At 60.3% G+C, this 19,129-nt stretch carries 14 protein-coding genes; 10 read left to right on the top strand and 4 right to left on the bottom strand.

All coding sequences use genetic code 11. The annotated features are described in order from the left end of the window. The first annotated feature begins 89 nt into the window (after window positions 1-89). The 8 genes from NL116_RS17320 to NL116_RS17355 all read left to right on the top strand — a co-directional run bounded on the left by NL116_RS17320 (window position 90) and on the right by NL116_RS17355 (window position 11,709). Entirely contained in the window at window positions 90-1,958 is a 1,869-nt protein-coding gene (locus NL116_RS17320) for an extracellular solute-binding protein (protein WP_494373249.1), read from the top strand. After that, a complete protein-coding gene (locus tag NL116_RS17325; protein WP_123431829.1) occupies window positions 1,958-3,019 on the top strand; it encodes a microcin C ABC transporter permease YejB in 1,062 nt (353 codons plus the stop codon). Before NL116_RS17320 ends, NL116_RS17325 begins: the two co-directional genes overlap by 1 nt. Continuing rightward, complete coding sequence (locus NL116_RS17330; RefSeq protein WP_494373250.1) at window positions 3,019-4,041, top strand: ABC transporter permease; 1,023 nt, start codon at window positions 3,019-3,021, stop codon at window positions 4,039-4,041. The genes NL116_RS17325 and NL116_RS17330 overlap by 1 nt, the downstream gene beginning before the upstream one ends. 14 nt (window positions 4,042-4,055) lie before the next feature. Beyond that, a complete protein-coding gene (locus tag NL116_RS17335; protein ID WP_494373251.1) occupies window positions 4,056-5,630 on the top strand; it encodes an ABC transporter ATP-binding protein in 1,575 nt (524 codons plus the stop codon). 125 nt (window positions 5,631-5,755) lie between these two features. Continuing rightward, window positions 5,756-7,171 (top strand): sigma-54 interaction domain-containing protein, encoded by a 1,416-nt coding sequence (locus NL116_RS17340; RefSeq protein ID WP_494373252.1) that lies wholly within the window; start codon window positions 5,756-5,758, stop codon window positions 7,169-7,171. Between the two features lie 286 nt (window positions 7,172-7,457). Beyond that, window positions 7,458-8,849 carry a GntP family permease gene (locus tag NL116_RS17345; RefSeq protein WP_494373253.1) on the top strand — a complete coding sequence of 464 codons (1,392 nt, stop codon included), beginning with the start codon at window positions 7,458-7,460 and terminating at the stop codon, window positions 8,847-8,849. Window positions 8,850-8,856: 7 nt separating this feature from the next. Continuing rightward, the gene (hbdH, locus tag NL116_RS17350) at window positions 8,857-9,630 is read left to right on the top strand and encodes a 3-hydroxybutyrate dehydrogenase (protein WP_494373254.1); all 774 of its coding nucleotides are present in this window, start codon (window positions 8,857-8,859) and stop codon (window positions 9,628-9,630) included. A 123-nt stretch (window positions 9,631-9,753) separates the two neighbouring features. After that, on the top strand, window positions 9,754-11,709 hold the full coding sequence (locus NL116_RS17355; RefSeq protein WP_494373255.1) for an acetoacetate--CoA ligase: 1,956 nt from the start codon (window positions 9,754-9,756) through the stop codon (window positions 11,707-11,709). Between the two features lie 112 nt (window positions 11,710-11,821). Here the strand turns inward: NL116_RS17355 and NL116_RS17360 are convergent, their stop codons facing one another. After that, window positions 11,822-12,922 carry a PilT/PilU family type 4a pilus ATPase gene (locus NL116_RS17360; protein WP_494373256.1) on the bottom strand — a complete coding sequence of 367 codons (1,101 nt, stop codon included), beginning with the start codon at window positions 12,920-12,922 and terminating at the stop codon, window positions 11,822-11,824. Window positions 12,923-13,043: 121 nt separating this feature from the next. Here NL116_RS17360 and NL116_RS17365 point away from each other — a divergent pair, with 121 nt between their 5' ends. Together NL116_RS17365 and NL116_RS17370 are read left to right on the top strand one after the other, a co-directional pair. After that, the gene (locus NL116_RS17365) at window positions 13,044-15,581 is read left to right on the top strand and encodes a PAS domain-containing protein (RefSeq protein ID WP_494373257.1); all 2,538 of its coding nucleotides are present in this window, start codon (window positions 13,044-13,046) and stop codon (window positions 15,579-15,581) included. Window positions 15,582-15,646: 65 nt separating this feature from the next. Continuing rightward, window positions 15,647-15,922, top strand: coding sequence for a peptidylprolyl isomerase (locus NL116_RS17370; protein ID WP_007898282.1), 276 nt, complete (start codon window positions 15,647-15,649; stop codon window positions 15,920-15,922). Between the two features lie 111 nt (window positions 15,923-16,033). On the opposite strand, the gene NL116_RS17375 is transcribed toward NL116_RS17370, so the two are convergent. The 3 genes from NL116_RS17375 to NL116_RS17385 all read right to left on the bottom strand — a co-directional run bounded on the left by NL116_RS17375 (window position 16,034) and on the right by NL116_RS17385 (window position 19,061). Continuing rightward, window positions 16,034-16,966, bottom strand: coding sequence for a sugar kinase (locus NL116_RS17375; RefSeq protein ID WP_494373258.1), 933 nt, complete (start codon window positions 16,964-16,966; stop codon window positions 16,034-16,036). A 73-nt stretch (window positions 16,967-17,039) separates the two neighbouring features. Further along, on the bottom strand, window positions 17,040-18,257 hold the full coding sequence (locus NL116_RS17380; RefSeq protein WP_494373259.1) for an amino acid deaminase: 1,218 nt from the start codon (window positions 18,255-18,257) through the stop codon (window positions 17,040-17,042). Window positions 18,258-18,296: 39 nt separating this feature from the next. Then, a complete protein-coding gene (locus tag NL116_RS17385; RefSeq protein WP_494373260.1) occupies window positions 18,297-19,061 on the bottom strand; it encodes an IclR family transcriptional regulator in 765 nt (254 codons plus the stop codon). Window positions 19,062-19,129 lie beyond the last annotated feature (68 nt).

Raw genomic sequence — 19,129 nt, forward strand, 5'->3', positions numbered from 1 at the left:
TTGTGTTTCGAATACGCTATTAGGCTGGCGAGGGACGCGCCGCTAGCGTACAAATTGTGCTTTTCGATCCTCCGGCTCTAAGGCTGACAATGCGACTGGCTTTCCCCTCTTTATTGTTCACTGCCGTGGCACTGCTATTGGGCGCCGCCGGTGTGAATGCCGCACCGCAACATGCATTGACCGTGTACGGCGAACCTGCGAAGTATCCCGCCGGTTTCAGTCATTTTGCCTACACCAACCCGCAGGCCCCGAAAGGTGGCACGATGCGCCGCTCGGCGATCGAAATCGGTCATTTCGACCATATCCTGCCGTACATCGACAAGGGCATTGGCGTCACGCAAATCGACGGTTTGCTGTACTCGCCGCTGGCCCAGCGCTCGCTGGATGAGCCGTACACCGTGTACGGCCTCGTCGCACAAAAGATGGAGCGCCCGGACGACGGTCTGTTCCTGCGGTTCTATCTCAACCCCAAGGCACGCTTTGCCGACGGCACGCCGATCACCGCCGAAGACGTGCGTTTTACCTACGACCTGCTGATGACCCAGGGCAGCCTGCGCTATCGCACCCAATTCGCTGACGTCAAAGGCGTGGAAGTTGAATCGCCACTGGTCGTCCGGTTCGATTTCAAAAGCAACGAGAACCGCACCCTGCCCCTCGACATCGCGACGCTGCCGGTGTTTCCCGAGCATTGGTGGAAGACCCGCGACTTCGCCAACGGTGGCGGGTACGAGGCCCCTTTGGGTAGCGGTCCTTATAAGGTAGGCAAAGTCGATTCCGGTCGCAGCATCACCTTCGAGCGCGACGCCAATTGGTGGGGCAAGGATTTACCGGTCAGCCGCGGCCTCTACAACTTCGATCATTTCAGCATCGAGTACTTCGGCGACACCGACGTCGCCCGTCAAGTGTTGCGTGGCGGCGCTTACGACTACAACCGCGAGTTCTCCGCCACCGGCTACTCCATCGGTTACGACAGCCCGGCCTTGAGCGACGGTCGCCTGCAAAAGGCGCATCTGGCGCAAGATGCACCGCAGCCAGCCCAAGGGTTTGTCTTCAACCTGCAGAACCCGATTTTCCAGGACCGCCGGGTGCGCCAGGCGCTGGCCATGCTCTGGGATTTCGAATGGAGCAACCGGCAGATGATGCGCGACATGTACATCCGCCAGCAGAGCTACTTTTCCAACACTGACCTGGCGGCGCGGCACCTGCCCGATGCGGCAGAGCGGGCGATTCTTGAACCGTTGCGCGGGCAGATCCCCGACGAGGTATTTACCCAGGTCTTCGAAGCACCGAAAACCGATGGCAGCGGTGTGATCCGCGACAAGCAGTTGCAAGCGCTGGACCTGCTTGAACAGGCCGGCTGGAAACCCGATGGCGATCAACTGGTCAATGACGAGGGTGAACCGCTGAGCTTTACTTTCCTGGTCAGTCAGAACGGCATGGACCGACTGCTGTTGCCCTACAAGCGCACCCTGAAACAAATCGGCATCGACCTGAACATACGCCGCATCGATTCGTCCCAGTACGTTAATCGCCTGATGAGCCGCGACTACGACATGATCGTCACCGGCTACCCGGTCACCACCTCACCGGGCGGCGAACTGTTCAACTACTTCGGCTCGATCTCGGCCAACGACCCCGGCGCCAACAACTATATGGTGCTGAAGAATCCGGCGGTCGATACCCTGATCAACGGCGTGGTCCGCGCCACCACCCAGCCTGAGATGCTGCGTTACGCCCACGCGCTCGACCGGGTGCTGCAATGGAACTACTACTGGATTCCCAATTATTACCCGCCGGGCACCTCGACAGTCTGGTGGAACCGCTTCGGTCGGCCCAACGAGCAGGCCAGCAATGACGAAGCCATCGAGAGTTGGTGGGAAATAAGTACTACGCCACTGACCAACCAGCAAATGACCGCTGAGCAAATCAGCCGCGGCAGACCCGGAGGGCCACACTGATGTGGGCTTATATACTGCGGCGCTTGCTGCTGATCATCCCGACGCTGGTGATCATTCTGTTGGTCAACTTCGTCATCGTCCAGGCGGCACCAGGCGGTCCGGTGGAACAGGCCATTGCGCACCTGCAAGGCATCGGCGGCGCGGCGATCGGTGGCGGGTCGGGCGAAACCATGCACGGCACCTCGCGCGCCAGCCGAGGCCTGGACCCGCAACTGATCAAGGACATCGAAAAACAATACGGCTTCGACAAACCCGCCCACGAACGCCTGTGGCTAATGCTCACCAGTTACGCCCGGCTCGACTTCGGCAAGAGCTTCTTCCGTGGCGCCACGGTCACCGACCTGATTCTGGAAAAAATGCCGGTGACCATTTCCCTCGGATTATGGGCGACCTTGATCACCTACCTGGTGTCGATCCCCTTGGGCATCCGCAAAGCCGTGCACCACGGCAGCCATTTCGATATCTGGAGCAGCACCGCGATCATCATCGGCTACGCCATGCCGGCGTTCCTGTTCGCGATGTTCCTGATCGTGGTTTTTGCCGGCGGCACCTCGTTGAACTGGTTCCCGGTGCGCGGGCTGGTCTCGGACAACTTCGACTCGCTGTCCACCGTGGGCAAAATTGCCGACTACTTCTGGCACCTGGTGTTGCCGGTGACGTCGCTGGTGATTGGCGGTTTCGCCACCCTGACCATCCTTACCAAAAACTCGTTCCTCAACGAAATCACCCGCCAATACGTGATCACCGCCCGGGCCAAAGGCATGAGCGAACGCCGGGTGCTGTATGGGCATGTGTTCCGCAATGCGATGTTGCTGGTGGTGTCGGGCATTCCTCAGGCATTTATCAGCGTGTTTTTCGCCGGCTCCTTGCTGATCGAAGTGATTTTCTCCCTCGATGGCCTCGGCCGTATGAGCTATGAAGCCGCCGTCTCGCGCGACTATCCGGTGGTATTCGGCTCGCTGTTTATCTTCACGTTGTTCGGCCTGCTGATAAAACTCGTCGGCGACCTCTGCTACACCCTGGTCGACCCGCGTATCGACTTCGCGGCGAGGAATGCCTGATGTTCAAGCTCTCGCCGTTGGGCCGTCGCCGTTTCGAACGCTTCAAGAAAAACCGCCGGGGCTGGTGGTCGCTGTGGTTGTTCATTGGTCTGTTTGTGCTCACCCTGGGTGGCGAGTTGATCGCCAACGACAAGCCGCTGGTGGTCAGCTATCAGGACCAGTTGTATTTTCCGGTGTTTAAACGCTACACCGAGCAGGCATTCGGCGGGCAATTGCCATTTCAGGCGGATTACCGCAGCGATTATGTGCAGAAGCTGATTAAAAAGGACGGCGGCTGGATGCTGTTCCCGCCCATCCCGTTCAGCGACGACACGCCCAACTATGACCTCAACAAACCTGCACCGAGCCCTCCCTCCAATGTGAATTGGCTGGGCACCGACGATCAGGCCCGGGACGTATTGGCCCGAGTGATTTTTGGTGCGCGGGTGTCGATCCTGTTTGCGTTGATGCTGACCTTTGTCAGCGCCCTGATCGGCATTGCCGCTGGCGCCCTTCAAGGCTATTACGGCGGCTGGGTCGACCTGATCGGCCAGCGCTTGCTGGAAGTCTGGTCCGGCTTGCCGGTGCTGTACCTGCTGATCATCCTGTCCGGGTTCGTCGAGCCGAATTTCTGGTGGCTGCTGGGGATGATGGCGCTGTTTACCTGGCTGGCGCTGGTCGACGTGGTGCGCGCCGAGTTCCTGCGCGGGCGTAACCTGGAGTACGTTAAAGCCGCCCGAGCGCTGGGTCTGTCAGATAGCAAAGTGATTGTGCGGCACATTCTGCCCAACGCGATGAACGCGACATTGAGTTACCTGCCGTTCATTCTGACCGGGGCGATTACCACCCTGACGGCACTCGACTTCCTCGGTTTCGGCATGCCCGCCGGCAGCGCATCCCTCGGCGAACTGATCGGTCAGGGCAAGCAGAACTTGCAAGCGCCATGGCTCGGGCTGACGGCATTTTTCACCCTGGCACTAATCCTTTCTTTACTGGTGTTTATCGGCGAGGCATTACGTGATGCTTTCGATCCGAGATCCTGACGCGGACGGTTGATATGAGTACCCCCCTGATCGAAATTCGTGACCTCAGCGTCGCCTTCAGCGGTGAAATCGTGGTACGAAACCTGTGCCTGGACATCCGCCCTGGCGAATGCCTGGCGCTGGTCGGCGAATCCGGGTCCGGGAAATCGGTGACGGCGCATTCGATCCTGCAATTGCTCCCGGAAATCCGCACCGAATCCACCGGCAGCATCCGTTATCGCGGCAAGGAACTGCTCGGTGCTCCGGCCACTGTACTGCGTGAATTGCGCGGTAACCGGATCGCGATGATTTTTCAGGAGCCGATGACCTCGCTCAATCCGCTGCACAGCATCGAAAAGCAGATCGGCGAAACCCTGCTGCTGCACAAAGGCCTGACCGGCAAAGCGGCCCAGGCGCGGATTCTTGAGTTGTTGCACCTGGTCGGCATCCAGAAGCCTAAAGAGCGGCTCAAAGCCTATCCGCATCAGCTCTCGGGCGGCCAACGTCAGCGCGTGATGATCGCAATGGCCTTGGCCTGTGAGCCGGAACTGTTGATCGCCGACGAACCGACCACCGCGTTGGACGTCACGGTGCAGCGCAAGATTCTGATCCTGCTCAAATCCCTGCAACAACGGCTCGGCATGTCACTGCTGCTGATCAGCCATGACCTCAATCTGGTGCGCAGCATTGCCCAGCGCGTGTGTGTGATGAAGGCCGGGGAAATCGTCGAGCAAGCCACCTGCGAAACAATTTTCACCGAGCCGAAGCACCCTTATAGCCGCGTGCTGTTGAACGCCGAACCGGAGGGCGAAGCCTTGCCCCGCGACGAGCGCGAGAACGTGCTGGAAGTGGACAACCTGCGCGTGCAATTCCCCCTCGGCGGCGGCTTGTTTCAGCGCAAGACGTACCTCAACGCCGTGGACGGCATCAGCCTCAACATTCAGCGCGGCAAGACGCTGGGTATCGTCGGCGAGTCCGGCTCGGGCAAATCGACGCTCGGTCAGGCAATCCTGCGTTTACTTGATTCCCAAGGAAGCATCCGCTTTCAAGGCGCTGCACTGGATGGCCTGACGCAAAAACAACTGCGGCCATGGCGCAAGAAGATGCAGGTGGTGTTCCAGGATCCTTATGGCAGCCTCAGCCCCCGAATGTCGGTGGCTCAGATCATCAGCGAGGGCCTTGAGGTACACAGCCAGTTGACCGATGAACAGTGCAAGGCCGAAGTGATTCGGGCGCTGGAGGAAGTCGGCCTCGACCCGCAAAGCCGTCATCGTTACCCGCACGAATTTTCCGGCGGCCAACGTCAGCGCATCGCCATCGCCCGGGCCTTGGTGCTGAAACCGGCGCTGATCCTGCTGGACGAACCGACTTCGGCGCTGGACCGCACCGTACAAAAACAAGTGGTCGCCCTGCTCCGCCAGCTTCAGGAAAAACACGGCCTGACCTATTTGTTCATCAGCCACGACCTGGCAGTGGTGCGCGCCCTGGCTCACGACATGATCGTGATCAAGGATGGCAAAGTGGTGGAAAGCGGTGCCAGCCATGAGGTGTTTGAATCGCCTCAGCATCCGTACACCAAAGAGCTGTTGGCGGCGGCGCATGCACGGTAGTCGCAAGACCGAGTCGCGGCCTTCGCGAGCAAGCCCGCTCCCACCTGGGATCGCGGTCTAATGTGGGAGCGGGTTTGCTCGCGAAGAGGCCCGCCCAGACACCAAACATTTTGGACAAGACCACCATGAACACCACCGAAAGCCTCAAGGATTACCAGCGTGTCCGCCTGCTGGCGATCCGCTCGCTGTTCGAGATCATCGAGCAGTCCAGCGAAGGCACGGTGATTGTCGACCGCGATGCCAACATCGTCTGGATGAACGAGCGTTATGCCCGGCGTTTCGGCCTGGAGTCGGCTGAAGTAGCGATCGGTAAAGCCTGCGAAAGCGTTATCCCCGGCAGTCTGCTGCGTGAAGTGGTGCGTACCGGACGCCCGATTTTGCTCGACATGCAAGACACCCCCAAAGAGCCGCTGGTGGTCATGCGCCTACCGATTCATGACGACGTCGGCGTGGTCATCGGCGCGATAGGTTTTGCGCTGTTCGACGAATTGCGCAGCCTGTCCCCGATGCTCAAGCGCTACATGAGCATGCAAGAGGAACTGGCGTCGACCCGCTCGCTGCTACGGGCACGCCAGACCAAGTACAACTTCGCCCACTTTATTGGAACCAGCGCGGCCAGCCTGGAAGTCAAACGACGTGCCCGGCGCAGCGCCAGCGCCGAGTCACCCGTGTTGTTGCTCGGCGAAACCGGCACCGGCAAGGAACTGCTGGCCCAGGCAATCCACAGTGCTTCGCCGCGGGCGCACAAAGCCTTCGTCAGTATCAACAGCGCGGCGATTCCAGAATCGTTGCTGGAAGCGGAGTTTTTTGGCACCGCCCCCGGCGCGTTTACCGGCGCCGACCGCAAGGGCCGCGCCGGCAAGCTGCAAATTGCTCAGGGCGGCACCTTGTTTCTCGATGAAATCGGCGACATGCCGCTGCCGCTGCAAAGCAAATTGCTGCGGGTTTTGCAGGAAAAGGAATTCGAGCCGGTCGGCTCCAATGAACTAGTCCAGAGCGATGTTCGGGTGATTGCAGCCACCTCGACCGACCTCGAAGCGGCGATCAAACGCGGTGAGTTTCGCGCGGACTTGTATTACCGCCTCAACGTGCTGCCGATCCACGTGCCGCCGCTGCGTGATCGTCTCGACGACCTGCCGGCGCTCAGTGAAGCGATTCTTGAGGAGCTGCGCAGTCAGCATGAACTGAACCGCGAGGCGCTGGAGTTTCTGGGCCAGCATGCGTGGCCGGGGAACATTCGCGAACTGCGTAACGTCCTTGAGCGGGCGGCGTTGCTCAGTGATGACCTTGTGCTGGATGCCGGCGAGATCCGTGCGGCGATTGGCACCTTCACGCCAGTGGAACGCTCGACACCGCTGATGATGGAGCCGGTTGCGCACGAGACGTTTAGCCAGGCTCGGGAGCGGTTTGACCGGCAGCTGATTGAATCTACCCTCGCGCAATGTGGGGGCAAGGTGATGGAAGCGGCGGTGCGACTGGGACTGGGGCGGTCGACGCTGTACAAGAAGATGGTGGCGTTGGGGATTGCAGAGTCTACATAGCGAGACTCGATTCTCCATGGGTAGACACGCCTTCGCGAGCACGCTCGCGCCCACAGCTTGACCGAATTACCCATGAGAATGCGGTCTTCGGCGGGCGAGAGCCTGTTTGTGAAGAGGCCCTGTCAGAGAAAGAAAGTCTCAAACAAGAGACACTCCTCTCAAACACGCATCAAAACAAAACAAATATCCTTATATTTCAACGATATAACTATCTGGCACGAATCTCGCTAAAGCCCTTTCCCGCAAAAGACCTACCCTACAAAAATAACAATCCAGGAGACACACCATGAGTGTGATCATTGCCTTGGCAGCCCTCGCGCTGTTGATGCTGGCTGCTTACCGTGGCTACAGCGTTATCCTTTTCGCCCCGATTGCCGCCCTCGGTGCCGTCCTGCTCACCGACCCTTCTGCCGTCGCCCCTGCCTTCACCGGGGTGTTCATGGAGAAAATGGTCGGCTTCATCAAACTGTATTTCCCGGTGTTCCTGCTCGGCGCGGTGTTCGGCAAGCTGATCGAGCTGTCGGGCTTCTCCCGATCCATTGTCGCCGCCGCCATTCGCCTGCTTGGCACGCGTCAAGCCATGCTGGTTATCGTGCTAGTCTGCGCCCTGCTCACTTACGGCGGCGTGTCGTTGTTTGTAGTGGTCTTCGCGGTCTACCCGTTTGCCGCCGAAATGTTCCGCCAGAGCAACATCCCCAAGCGCTTGATCCCGGCGACCATCGCCCTCGGCGCGTTCTCGTTCACCATGGACGCCCTGCCCGGCACCCCGCAGATCCAGAACATCATTCCCAGCACCTTCTTCAACACCACTGCCTGGGCGGCACCGTGGCTGGGCGTGATCGGCGCGATCTTCGTGTTTTGCGCCGGCATGCTGTTTCTTCAGCGGCAACGCAACAAGGCACAGCGCGCCGGCGAAGGCTACGGCACCGAGTTGCGCAACGAACCGGAAACCTCCGCCGACATCAAACTGCCTAACCCATGGATCGCCCTGTCGCCGCTGCTGGCCGTGGGGGTCATGAACCTGCTGTTCACCCAATGGATTCCGCAGTGGTACGGCAAGACCCACAGCCTTGCGCTGCCGGGTATGGCCACACCCGTCACCACTGAAATCGCCAAACTGACGGCGATCTGGGCGGTTCAGGCGGCACTGTTGGTGGGCATCGTCATGGTGCTGGTATTTGGCTTCCAGGCGATTCGCAGCAAACTCGCCGAAGGCAGTAAAAGTGCAGTCAGTGGCGCGTTGCTCGCGGCGATGAACACGGCCTCGGAATACGGCTTTGGCGCAGTGATCGCCTCGTTGCCAGGCTTCCTGGTCCTGGCTGACTGGCTCAAGAGCATCCCGAACCCGCTGGTTAACGAAGCCATTACCGTGACCTTGCTCGCGGGCATCACCGGTTCTGCGTCGGGCGGCATGAGCATCGCGCTGGCGGCCATGGCCAATGACTTCATCGCGGCGGCCCATGCGGCCGACATTCCGCTGGAAGTGCTGCACCGCGTAGCCGCGATGGCCAGCGGCGGTATGGACACGCTGCCGCACAACGGCGCAGTGATTACCCTGCTCGCGGTCACAGGCTTGACGCATCGCGAAGCCTATAAAGACATTTTCTGTATTACGCTGATCAAGACCCTGGCGGTCTTCGTGGTCATCGGCACTTTCTACGCCACTGGCATTGTGTGAGGTATTCATGACGACTCTTACGGGCAAGACCGCACTGGTCACCGGTTCCACCAGCGGCATCGGCCTGGGCATTGCGCTCAGCCTGGCCAAGGCCGGTGCCAACGTGGTGCTTAATGGTTTCGGCGATGCTTCCAAGGTGATTGCCGAGGTCCAGCAGTTCGGCGGCAAGGTCGGTCATCATCCGGCCGACGTCAGTGACCCGGCGCAGATCACTGAGATGATTGCCTATGCCGAACGTGAGTTCGGTGGCATCGACATTCTGGTCAACAACGCCGGCATCCAGCACGTGGCGTCGGTGGAAGAGTTTCCGGTGGAGCGCTGGGACTCGATCATCGCGATCAACCTGTCGTCGGTGTTTCACAGCACCCGCCTGTGCCTGCCGCGCATGCGTGCGAAAAATTGGGGGCGAATCATCAACATTGCCTCGGTGCACGGTCAGGTGGGCTCGGTGGGTAAAGCTGCGTACGTGGCGGCCAAGCATGGGGTGATCGGCTTGACCAAGGTGGTGGGCTTGGAAACCGCGACGACGCACGTGACGTGCAACGCGATCTGCCCGGGCTGGGTGTTGACCCCGTTGGTGCAGAAGCAAATCGATGACCGCGCTGCGACCGGCATCGATCCGCAGCAGGCGCAGCATGATTTGCTCGCCGAAAAGCAGCCGTCACTGGAATTCGTCACCCCGCCGCAACTGGGTGAACTGGTGCTGTTTTTGTGCAGCGAGGCCGGTAGCCAGGTGCGTGGTGCGGCGTGGAACATTGATGGTGGGTGGTTGGCGCAGTAGTCCCTCGCCAGACCGCGTTATCGTTCATCGCGGGCAAGCCACGCTCCCACATTAGATCGCGCTTACCTGTGGGAGCGTGGCTTGCCCGCGATTGGATCTGAAGCTAGAACAAGAGGCCAAGCCATGTCCGACATCCTCTGGCAACCCAGTGCCGAGCGCATCGCCAAGACGCGCATGGAAGCCTTCCGGCGTTCCATCAATCAGCGCCATCACGTCCACGTCGACGACTACCCGGCCCTGCACCAATGGTCCATCGATCAGCGCGAAGACTTCTGGCAGGCCGTTGTCGATTTCTTCGACATCCGCTTCCACGATCAACCGGACGCGGTATTGATCGAGGGCGCACAAATGCCCAGCGCTCAGTGGTTTCCCGGTGCCACCCTGAACTTTGCCGAACACCTGTTACGCCGGCGCGACGATGCCGTCGCGGTGATTGCCATTGGCGAGAACGGCCAGCGTGAACACTTGACCTGGGCCGAACTCGCCGAGCATGTCGCCGGGTTCCAGCACAGCCTGATCGCTGCCGGCGTCGGCCTCGGCGACCGTGTCGCCGCGTGCATGCCTAACACCTGGCAAACCCTGGTGGCCATGCTCGGCACCACCAGTCTGGGGGCGATCTGGTCCTGTTCCTCGCCGGACTTCGGCACCCAGGGCGTCATCGACCGTTTCGGCCAGATCGAACCGAAAGTGCTGATCACCTGCGCCGGATACCGCTACGCCGGCAAGGACATCGACCAGACCGCCAAGGTCAATGACATTCTCGAACGCCTGCCGTCCTTGCAGCAGTTGATCGTGGTGCCTTATGCCCGGCCACAGGTACACATCGAGCATTTCCACACCCGGGCCAACGTGACACTTTGGGATGATTTCTACGACATCGGCGGCGAGCCGGATTTCGTCCCTGTGCCTTTCGCGCATCCGCTGTACATCCTCTACTCCAGCGGTACCACCGGCGTGCCGAAATGCATCATCCACAGCACCGGCGGCGTGTTGCTGCAACACGTCAAGGAACATGGGCTGCATTGCGATCTCGGCGCTGGCGACCGTTTGTTCTACTACACCACCTGCGGCTGGATGATGTGGAACTGGCTGGTCTCGGCCCTCGCCGTGGGCAGTGCCATAGTGATGTACGACGGCTCGCCGTTCCATCCAGCCCCGGAACGCTTGATTGACCTGATTGAAGATGAACAGATCAGCGTCTTCGGCACCAGCCCGAAGTTCCTTGCGACCCTGGAAAGCAACGCCGTGAAGCCGCGGCTAAGCCATGACCTAAGCAGCCTGAAAACCCTGCTGTGCACCGGTTCCGCGCTATCGCCCCAGAGTTACGACTATGTGTACCGCGACCTGAAACCAGACGTTTGCCTGGCGTCGATGTCCGGCGGCACGGACGTCGTTTCGTGCTTTGTGAACGGCAACCCGTTTCAACCGGTGCGTCGTGGCGAAATACAGGGCAAGAGCCTGGGCATGGCGGTCGAAGTCTGGAACGACAAGGGTCAACCGGTAATGGGTGAAAAAGGTGAGTTGGTGTGTACGCGCCACTTCCCGGCCATGCCCATCGGTTTCTGGAATGACCCTCGGCAGGAAAAGCTGCACGCGTCGTATTTCAGCCAGTTCCCCGGTGTCTGGGCTCAAGGCGATTACGCCGAGCAAATGCCACACGGTGCAATGATGATCCACGGCCGCTCGGACGCGGTGCTCAACCCCGGCGGCGTGCGCATCGGCACGGCGGAAATCTACCGTCAGGTGGAGAAGGTCCAGCAGGTGTTGGACAGCGTGTCCATTGGTCAACAATGGCAGGATGACGTGCGGGTGGTGCTGTTCGTGAAGCTGCAGGACGGCGTCGAACTGGATGAAGCCTTGCAGCAGCAGATCCGCCAGGTCATCCGCGCCAACACCACGCCACGGCATGTGCCGGCGAAGATTCTCGCGGTGACTGACATTCCACGGACCATCAGCGGCAAAATTGTCGAGCTGGCCGTGAGGAATGTGGTGCATGGGCAAACGGTGAAGAACACCGACGCCCTGGCCAATCCCGAGGCGCTGGAACAATTCCGCAACCGCCCTGAACTCCTTGAATGACAGAGATCTAGTGTGGGAGCGGGCTCGCTCGCGAAGGCGGTGTATCAGTAAACATTGTGCTGACTGACACACTGCTTTCGCGAGCAAGCCCGCTCCCACATTTTGATTTTCGTCAGTCCATGAGGCCCCACTCGCCTGGGGGCGGCGCGGACGCATCCGCGTGCAGTTTCAACCGCAACCGCAGGTTGTTCACCGAATCCGCATGCTTCAACGCCACCTCCGCACTGATCGCCCCTTCCACGACTAACGCATACAGCGCCCCGTCAAACGTCTGCATGCCCGAATCCGTGGACTTCTCCATGATGCCTTTCAACTCGGACCATTTATTGCGCCGAATCAAATCGCCTATGGTCGGCGTACCCAGCATCACCTCCACCACCGCCCGGCGCTCGCCGTCGCGGGTCGGAACCAGGCGTTGGGAGACGAACGCCTTGAGGTTGGTGCCCAGGTCATGCAGCAGTTGCGTATGACGTTCTTCGGGGAAGAAATTGATGATGCGGTCCAGCGCCTGATGGGCGTTGTGTGCGTGCAACGTGGAGATCACCAGATGACCGGTGTCGGCGAACGCCAATGCGTGCTCCATGGTCTCGCGATCACGGATTTCGCCAATCAGCACCACATCCGGCGCCTGGCGCAGGGTATTTTTCAACGCGGCATGAAAACTTCGGGTGTCGACCCCGACTTCGCGCTGGTTGATGATCGACTGCTGGTGCCGGTGGATATATTCGATCGGGTCTTCAATGGTGACGATATGGCCGCGGCTGTGGCGATTGCGGTAATCGATCAACGCTGCCAGCGATGTCGACTTGCCCGAGTCGGTGGCGCCGACGAACAGCATCAGGCCTTGTTTGAGCATCACGGTGTCCAGCAACACGGACGGCAACTTGAGGTCTTCGAAACGCGGGATGTCGAGTTTGATGTTACGGATCACAATGGACACATCGTTGCGTTGCTTGAACACGTTGACCCGAAAGCGCCCGATTCCCGGCCGCGACAGGGCCAGGTTCATTTCCAAGTCACGGTCGAACTCCAGACGCTGTTCGGCGTCCATGATATTCGCGGCAATCGCCGCCACTTCACCCGGTTTGAACGGCTGATCGTTCAGGGATTTGAGCACGCCGTCGAATCGCGCACTGGGCGGCGCTCCCGTGGACAGGTAAAGATCAGCGCCATTACATTTAGACAACTGTGTTAACAGTGCATCGATTTCCATGGCAAAAAGCACCCGCGAAGCATTCAATGAAAAAATAATGACCCAAAACGGGTCATTCAGCGTCTACCGCCGTGCAAGGATAGTTGACGCCGCCACACCGACTTAAGCGCAGGACCACTTGATGAACGCATCACCCACCGGCAGCGATGCCCAGGCCTTGATTGCCCGACTGGACTGGACGCAGACCCCTTTGGGACCTGCCGGCACCTGGCCGCAGAGCCTGCGTACCGCCGTCGATATCGTGATTCACTCACCGATGCCGATGCTGTTGCTGTGGGGGCCGCAACTCACGCAAATCTACAACGATGGCTTTGCCCTGCTCGCCGGAAACAAACATCCACACGCTTTCGGACAGCCGACGCACCAAATCTGGCCGGAACTCCAGGACTTTACCGACCCTATTTACAGCGCCGTCCTACAGGGCCAGGTGCGCACCTACAGCGAACAGCGCTTTACCTTGCAGCGTGACGGTAATGATTCCGACTTCTGGCTGGATTTGACCTACAGCCCGATCCGCGATGAAAGCGCCGAGGTCGCCGGCATTCTGGTCACCGCCATCGAAACCAACGAACGCCGCCGCATCGCCCTCGAGCTGGAACAGCGCTCGGCCGCCAGCCTCAAGGCTCAACGAGACACCGAGCAGCGCCTGCAATTGGCCCTGGCCGCGACCGACGCGGTGGGTACTTGGGACTGGGACATCGGCGAAGACCGTTTCCTCGCCGACGCTCATTTCGCCCAGTTGCACGGTATCGATCCGGGCATGGCCGGGCAGTTACCGATCAGCGCCTATCTACACGGCGTGCATCCGGAAGACCGGGCGATGATTGCGCGCAGCATCAAGCATTGCATCACCCATGGCACCGAATACGCCGAGGAATATCGCCTGCTGCAACCCGACGGCCAGTTACGCTGGGTGTTTGCGCGGGGGCGCTGCTACAAGGACCACCACGGCCGGCCGATGCGTTTTCTCGGCGCCGCGCTGGACCTGACCGAGCGCAAACGCACCGAACAGGCCTTGCGCCAGAGCCAAACCGAGCTGCAATTGATCATCAACGCGATGCCGGTCCTGATCAGCTACGTCGACAGCGAAGAGCGTTTTCGCCTGAACAATTCCGCGTACCTGGATTGGTATGGCCTGACGCCGCAGGAACTGTTTGGCAAAACCATTCGTGAGGTGTTGGGTGACGAGGCCTATGCCTTGCGCGCCGAATACATCGCCGAAGCGTTGAAGGGCAAGGCTTGCAGTTTCAGCATCAGCACGCCACACCGCGATGGCAGTCTTCGTCAGGCACTGATGAATTACCTTCCGCGCCACGGTGCGGATGGCGCGGTGAACGGTTTCTACATTTTTGTGATCGACGAAACCGAAAGCAAACACACCGAAGAAGCCCTGCGCAATCTCAATGAAACCCTGGAAGAACGCGTCGCCGCCCGCACCCGGCAACTGGCCGAAGCCAATCAGCGCCTGCAAAACGAGATGATCGAACGCGAGCGTGCCGAGGACGCCTTGCGCCATGCACAGAAGATGGAGGCGGTCGGCCAGCTCACCGGCGGCATCGCCCATGACTTCAACAACATGCTCACCGGGATCATCGGCAGCCTGGACTTGATGCAGCATTATATCGCCGACGGACGCACTCACGAGATCGGCCGCTTTACCGAAGCCGCGGTGTCCTCGGCCAACCGCGCTGCTGCGTTGACCCATCGACTGCTGGCGTTCTCCCGCCGCCAGTCACTGGATCTCAAGCCGCTGAACGCCAATGAACTGGTGCGCTCGCTGGAAGATCTGCTCAGCCGGACCAAGGGCGACCACATCGAGCTCAACCTACAGCTAACAGAGGATGTCTGGCCGATCAGCACCGACGTCAGCCAACTGGAAAATGCCCTGCTTAACCTGGTCATCAACGCTCGCGATGCGATGCCAGATGGCGGCGAGCTGCTGATTGAAACGGCCAACGTTTACCTCGACGGCAGCGACATCACCACACTGGAACCGGTCAAGGCCGGGGATTACGTGATGATCGCCGTCAGCGACACTGGCACCGGCATGACGCCATCGGTGTTGGCCAAGGCATTTGACCCGTTCTTCACCACCAAACCCATCGGCCAGGGCACCGGTCTGGGCTTGTCGATGATTTACGGCTTCGCCCAGCAATCCGGCGGGCATGTCAGCCTGTTCAGTCTGCCGGGCCAGGGCACCAGCGTGCGCTTGTACCTGCCACGCTTGTACGCCATCGAGTCGGCAGATGTGCTGGTGCCTGTCACGGGCGAGGCGCCGCCGGCGATTGCCGGTGAAACCGTGGTGTTGGTGGAGGACGATCCGGCGGTGCGCATGCTGGTACTGGATTTGCTGAATGAGCTGGGGTACCACGCTCACGAAGCCGAAGATGCGAAGGCTGCCCTGCCCTTGCTGGAGTCCGATTTACGCGTTGATTTGCTGGTCACCGATGTCGGGTTGCCGGGCATGAACGGACGGCAATTGGCGGAGATCGCGCGTCAATATCGCCCGGACCTCAAGGTGCTGTTCATGACCGGCTATGCGGAAAAAGCCACCGAACGCCAGGGCTTCCTCGAAGAAGGCATGGACATGGTGGCCAAGCCCTTTTCCATCGACCTGCTGGCCAACAAGATTCGCACGATGATCGGCCAACCCGAGTGAGTTGAGGCATAATCGCCCGCCCCACGCTGGCACTGACATAGCCACCATCGTTGCAAGGTATGCAAATGAAAGCTCAAGCCCGCCATATTCTGGTGAAAACCTCGGAAGAAGCCGAGCAGCTCAAACAACGCATCGCCAAGGGCGAAGCCTTCGATGTGCTGGCCAAAAAGTACTCCACCTGCCCGTCCGGCAAGCGCGGCGGTGACCTGGGTGAAGTGCGGCCGGGGCAGATGGTCGGGGTGATTGATGCGGTGATTTTCAAGAAACCGCTGCGAGTGGTGCATGGGCCGATCAAGAGCAAATTCGGATATCACCTGGTGCAGGTGTTTTACCGGGATTGATGGTTTGCCTTCAGGGCCTCATCGCGAGCCGGCTCACTCCCACAGGGAAATGCATTCCAATGTGTGTGAGCGGCTCGCGATCCGATTGCGCAGCAAACGGCCATTCACCTCTTATCCAGGGATCAGCGCTCCCGGCACCTGAATCACCCGACTCGCCAACCGATGCCCCGCCTCAGCCGCTTCAACCGCACTCCCGCCCTTGAGCCGACAGGCCAAGTACGCTGCACTGAAGGAATCCCCCGCCGCCGTCGTATCCACAACACGCGCGACCTTGTGCGCCGGCACTTCAAACGTCTCGCCATCACAGCGAATCAGGCACGCCTCTGCACCGCGCTTGAGCACCACTTCCGGCGTGCCGATCTGCTCATAAGCATCGAACACCGACTGACTACTGGAAAAATGGAACAGCGCTTGCTCGTCCTCAACGGTGAGCAATGCCAGGTCCACATACGGCAACACACTGCGATACGCCCCGCGCGCTTGTTCAACCGACGCCCACAAACGTGGCCGGTAGTTGTTGTCGAAGACGATTCGCGCATCCCGCTGGCGGGCTTCGATCAGCGTTTCCAGCAATTTTTCCCGACCTTGCACACCGAGCACCGCCAGGGTAATGCCGCTGAAATACAGCACGTCATAATCCGGCAGTGCCGCGAGAATCGGCGCGGCAGCCGGGGTGGTGAAACACTCGCGCACGGCCGCTTCGTTGCGCCAGTACAGGAAGCGGCGCTCGCCGGCGGCGTCGGTCTGGATGCAATACAAGCCGGGCAAACGTCCCGGTAAACGCTGGACCATGCCCAGGCCGATATTTTCGCTGGCCCAGTTCTGGCACATCGCATCGCTGAAGCTGTCGTCGCCTAAGGCGGTAACGTAATCGACGATGCCGTTCGCGCCCATTTCACGGGACAAGTAGACGGCGGTGTTCAGCGTGTCACCGCCGAAGCTTTGTTGCAGGCTGCCGTCGGCGCGTTGTTGCAGCTCGATCATGCATTCGCCGATCAGGGCAATGCGCGGGGTGTTGGGGCCGAGGGTGTTGATGGTGTGCATGGTGTGGGGTCTCTGGTGTTTCTTTGTTGTCTGGGCGGGCCTGCTCGCGAAGGCCGCGCCTCGGTCTGAAGCCTTAGAAACAGGTTTCCATGGTTTCGATGACATTCATCTGCTCATCCACCAGGCACCCCGTGCGCCACTTGTCGAACGTCAGGCACGGGTGTGAGGTGCCGAACGAAATGATGTCACCCACCCGTAAAACAACCCCCGGCGCCACGGTCATGAACGCGTGCTGATCCATCACCGCCGTCACCTTGCAGGCACTGACGTCATCGCCCTTCGCCGGCACCACACCGGCCTTGTAACGCAGCAACGGCACCGGCAGACCGGCGTCGTAGGCCACATCGCGCTTGCCCAGGGCGATCACTGCAAAACCCGGCTCCGGCATCGACTGCACGTGCGCCCAGACTTCCAGCGCCGGGCGCAGGCCTTCATTCAGATCGCTGCGGCGGTCGAGCACGCAGCATTGCGCTTCTTTATAGATGCCATGGTCGTGAGCCACGTAGCTGCCCGGACGCAACACACTGAGGAAACGCCCGCCAGCGTTTTGCGCTTCGAACTCCTCGGCAATCAAGTCATACCAGGCCGATCCCGATGCGGTGATGATCGGCTTGGCAATCGCAAACGCGCCACTGTCCTGCAACTGCACGGCCAAACGCACCAGCGACCCGGCAAATGCGCGGATGCCGGTGACCGCATGATCACCATGGATCACACCTTCGTAGCCTTCGATACCGGTCAGGGCCAGCGCCGGTTGCGCGTTGATGGCCTTGGCCAGTGCGATGACTTCATCTTCAGTGCGGCAACCGCAACGACCGCCGACCACGCCGTATTCGATCATCACGTTCAGGCGCACGCCGCGCGAGGCGAAGTAGGCGCCGAGGTCGGCGACGTTGTCCGGATGATCAACCATGCAATGGAAATCGAACGTCGGGTCTGTCAGCAGATCGGCGATCAGCGCCATGTTCGGCGTACCGACCAACTGATTGGCCATCAGCACCCGACGCACACCGTGGGCGTACGCCGCACGGGTTTGCGTGGCGCTGGCCAGGGTGATGCCCCAGGCGCCGGCGTCCAGTTGGCGGCGAAACAGGGCCGGGGCCATGCTGGTTTTGCCGTGGGGCGCGAGCGCGGCGCCGCTGTCGCTGACAAAGGCCTGCATCCAGCGAATATTGTGTTCCAGCGCTTCACGGTGCAGCACCAGCGCAGGCAGGCTGACGTCGCGGACCAGATTGGCACCGGTCTGGGCAAAGCCCTTTTCCACGGCGGCAGTATTGTTGGCAGTAGACATGGTCGAACTCCTCACATTCGCGGCCGCAGACAGCCGCATTTATTCGTTGATACGCCGGGCCAGAGTGTTGGCGTTGTCGATCAGCACTCGGCGATAGTCGTCGTAATGGGTCTTGGCATCGGCCCGTGGGGCTACGATGCACAGGGTCGCAATGGCCACGCCGCCGGGGTCTTTGACCGGGGCGGCGAAGCAATGGGTAAAGGTGTCGGCGACGCTATCGAAGGAGAAAAACCCGTCGATGCCGGCCTGACGAATTTCAGCCAGAAACTGTTCCAGCGGCAGGCGTTCGCCGTTGGGCATGACGAAATCGTCGTGGTCGATCAGGTCGACAATTTCCTCGTCACTCAAATGGGCCAATAGCAGGCGTCCGGACGCCGTCCAGGGAATCGGCGCGTTCTCGCCGATGTCCGAGGAAATGCGGAAATGCCGCTCCCCCTCCTTCATCAACGCCACGGTGTATTTGCGCCCGTTGAGCAGGCACATCTGGGCGGTTTCGTGGGTCTGGCTGACGATCTGCTGCAAGGCCTGATCGGCTTCGCGGGTCAGGTCGAAATGGCGCAAATGTGCCTGACCGAGGAAGTAGAGCTGACGGCCGAGGTAGACGTGACCGTCCTTGCCCACGGCTTCCAGAATGCGCCGTTCCAGCAAGGACGCGACCAGTTCGTAGACCGTGGATTTCGGACTGCCGATGCCGCTGGCGATTTCATTCGGGCGCAGGGGTTTGCCGATTTCCTTGAGGAAGTCGAGGATATCGAACGCCCGGTCCAGACCGCGTGCCCGGCGCTTGATGGTGTCTTCGGTCATGTCTGTGGTTCCCATTCAAAGTGCCGGGAGTTTACCTAGAGTGCGGTGGCGACCGTTAGGCCGCCATC

The sequence above is a fragment of the Pseudomonas sp. FBCC-B1667 genome, assembly GCF_059133255.1.

Excerpts from the sequence above, each read along its gene's own strand:
- NL116_RS17320 (WP_494373249.1), top strand. The coding sequence starts at position 90 with ATGCGACTGGCTTTCCCCTCTTTATTGTTCACTGCCGTGGCACTGCTA.
- NL116_RS17325 (WP_123431829.1), top strand. The coding sequence starts at position 1,958 with ATGTGGGCTTATATACTGCGGCGCTTGCTGCTGATCATCCCGACGCTG.
- NL116_RS17330 (WP_494373250.1), top strand. The coding sequence starts at position 3,019 with ATGTTCAAGCTCTCGCCGTTGGGCCGTCGCCGTTTCGAACGCTTCAAG.
- NL116_RS17335 (WP_494373251.1), top strand. The coding sequence starts at position 4,056 with ATGAGTACCCCCCTGATCGAAATTCGTGACCTCAGCGTCGCCTTCAGC.
- NL116_RS17340 (WP_494373252.1), top strand. The coding sequence starts at position 5,756 with ATGAACACCACCGAAAGCCTCAAGGATTACCAGCGTGTCCGCCTGCTG.
- NL116_RS17345 (WP_494373253.1), top strand. The coding sequence starts at position 7,458 with ATGAGTGTGATCATTGCCTTGGCAGCCCTCGCGCTGTTGATGCTGGCT.
- hbdH (WP_494373254.1), top strand. The coding sequence starts at position 8,857 with ATGACGACTCTTACGGGCAAGACCGCACTGGTCACCGGTTCCACCAGC.
- NL116_RS17355 (WP_494373255.1), top strand. The coding sequence starts at position 9,754 with ATGTCCGACATCCTCTGGCAACCCAGTGCCGAGCGCATCGCCAAGACG.
- NL116_RS17360 (WP_494373256.1), bottom strand. The coding sequence starts at position 12,922 with ATGGAAATCGATGCACTGTTAACACAGTTGTCTAAATGTAATGGCGCT.
- NL116_RS17365 (WP_494373257.1), top strand. The coding sequence starts at position 13,044 with ATGAACGCATCACCCACCGGCAGCGATGCCCAGGCCTTGATTGCCCGA.
- NL116_RS17370 (WP_007898282.1), top strand. The coding sequence starts at position 15,647 with ATGAAAGCTCAAGCCCGCCATATTCTGGTGAAAACCTCGGAAGAAGCC.
- NL116_RS17375 (WP_494373258.1), bottom strand. The coding sequence starts at position 16,966 with ATGCACACCATCAACACCCTCGGCCCCAACACCCCGCGCATTGCCCTG.
- NL116_RS17380 (WP_494373259.1), bottom strand. The coding sequence starts at position 18,257 with ATGTCTACTGCCAACAATACTGCCGCCGTGGAAAAGGGCTTTGCCCAG.
- NL116_RS17385 (WP_494373260.1), bottom strand. The coding sequence starts at position 19,061 with ATGACCGAAGACACCATCAAGCGCCGGGCACGCGGTCTGGACCGGGCG.